The 1,519-nt window shown below is 57.7% G+C and carries 2 protein-coding genes; both read right to left on the bottom strand.

Translation table 11 applies throughout. The features are described 5' to 3' along the window. Positions 1–315: 315 nt before the first annotated feature. Positions 316–612: a DUF3817 domain-containing protein gene (locus ACMTNU_RS20635; RefSeq protein WP_413937167.1), complete on the bottom strand. Its 297-nt coding sequence runs from the start codon at positions 610–612 to the stop codon at positions 316–318. 332 nt (positions 613–944) lie between these two features. Then, positions 945–1,519: transposase (locus ACMTNU_RS20630; RefSeq protein WP_413937166.1), on the bottom strand; the 575-nt coding region annotated here is incomplete at its 5' end.

Below are 1,519 nucleotides of genomic sequence, written 5' to 3'. Positions count from 1 at the left end.
CGTGGGCCAATCGCTTGACCGATTTGAGCAACTGGTCGTCCAGTCGAATCGTCGTACGCATGCATCAGAACATATCAATGAGGCATCAATATGTCAAACAAGAATGTAGGGCTCATGCAGAACGGGAGCAGCCGAGGACTTGGTCTGTAAAAAAGGAGCGTGGCTATGGCGCCTAAATGCAGAATTGCTCGTGCGCACAGGGAGCTGTGTCGATCAAGCGACAGCTGAGCAGCTTCGGAAACGTTTTCAATTGCTGGAGCGGTGGAAAGAGCGGGGATATGATAGCAAACGATGAAGGGCTTCCGTGGTAGCTGGCTAGTTTGTGGCGACTTCTTTCTCGCGAAGGTATTTGTCGAACATGAATGGTCCAAATGGGAGAATGGACGCAAGAAAAGCATAGAATGAAAACCTATTGTCCCATTGATGTGTGGTTCGTAACTTGGCCAACTGGCCGACATAGAACAGAAACAAGATTCCGTGAATCGCCCCCACGACGGTTACGACCTTCGGCATCCCCATCAAGTACTTCATCGGCATTGCGACGAACAGCAACAGGAGAAATGAACTGCCCTCGGCTAAGGCGATCATCCTAAATGCTCGTATCTGGCTCATCTGTATCGATCTTCCCCTATCTAATACTACTGTGTCATAAATATCATTGCTTGACATGGTTTCTGCCACAGCATGGGCATCGCGGTAGTGTTCGGGCAATCGCGCGCGCCAATCGAAATCGGCAGGTCGCGATCGACATCGGGACGTGCCGCTGCATCGGACTGAGCCCCGCGCGGGTGGAACCTGGTGGGAACGGCAGGCGCCTGGAGTCGAGCGGCGTTTTTTTTACTGCCGGAGAGCCGCTCCACCAGCAAAAACCCATAGGCGGCAATGCACAAGCTGGCATGATGATGAAATCCCCGCCAATTCCGCCCCTCGAAGTGCCCGAGCCCTCACTCCTGCTTGAGTTCCTCATAGTCCCGTTCGATTCGCCACCGCCCCATCACCGTCCGAATCATCTCCTGCCAGGTGATCGTCGCAGGCAGATTGCTGAACCAATAATGCGTTGGTGTCTGAGCTCCGGGTGGCCATTCGATGATCAACCATTCCTCTTCTCGCGGCTGGTCTCGGTGGGCCGCTCGGACCCGGACCCGCGCAAAGCGCGAACGCAACGGCGTCTCGGTCCCTTGGCGCCAGGTGACCGTGCGCCAGCATCGACGCGCCAGGGCGCCGGTCACCGCCGAAATGGCCATCGGCTGATGAGTGGCATCACGCCGCAGACGACTCTGTGGGCGGCCCTTCAAGCCCTTGGGCTTCGTGTCTTCCAACGGCTGACACTCCCCCCACCACACCGTCGTTCCCGGACGCACCCCGACGGCATACCGCAGTCCCTGACCGGCCAGCGCTTCCCGCCAGGCCGTCTCATCCCCATACGCGGCATCGGCCAGCACCACGCCGTGCGGATACCCCGCCGCCAAGGCCGCTTCAATTTGCTGCAGCGCCAACGTCGGCTTCGTCTTGAACCCCA

It is taken from the genome of Nitrospira sp. BLG_1 (assembly GCF_047338595.1).
Taxonomy (GTDB): Bacteria; Nitrospirota; Nitrospiria; order Nitrospirales; family Nitrospiraceae; genus Nitrospira_D.
The sequence above is the reverse complement of the archived record's forward strand: the minus strand, read 5'-3'. Positions and strand labels throughout refer to the sequence as shown.

What these genes read in the sequence shown, in the direction of transcription:
- ACMTNU_RS20635 (WP_413937167.1), bottom strand. Translation starts at nt 612, where the DNA reads ATGAGCCAGATACGAGCATTTAGGATGATCGCCTTAGCCGAGGGCAGT.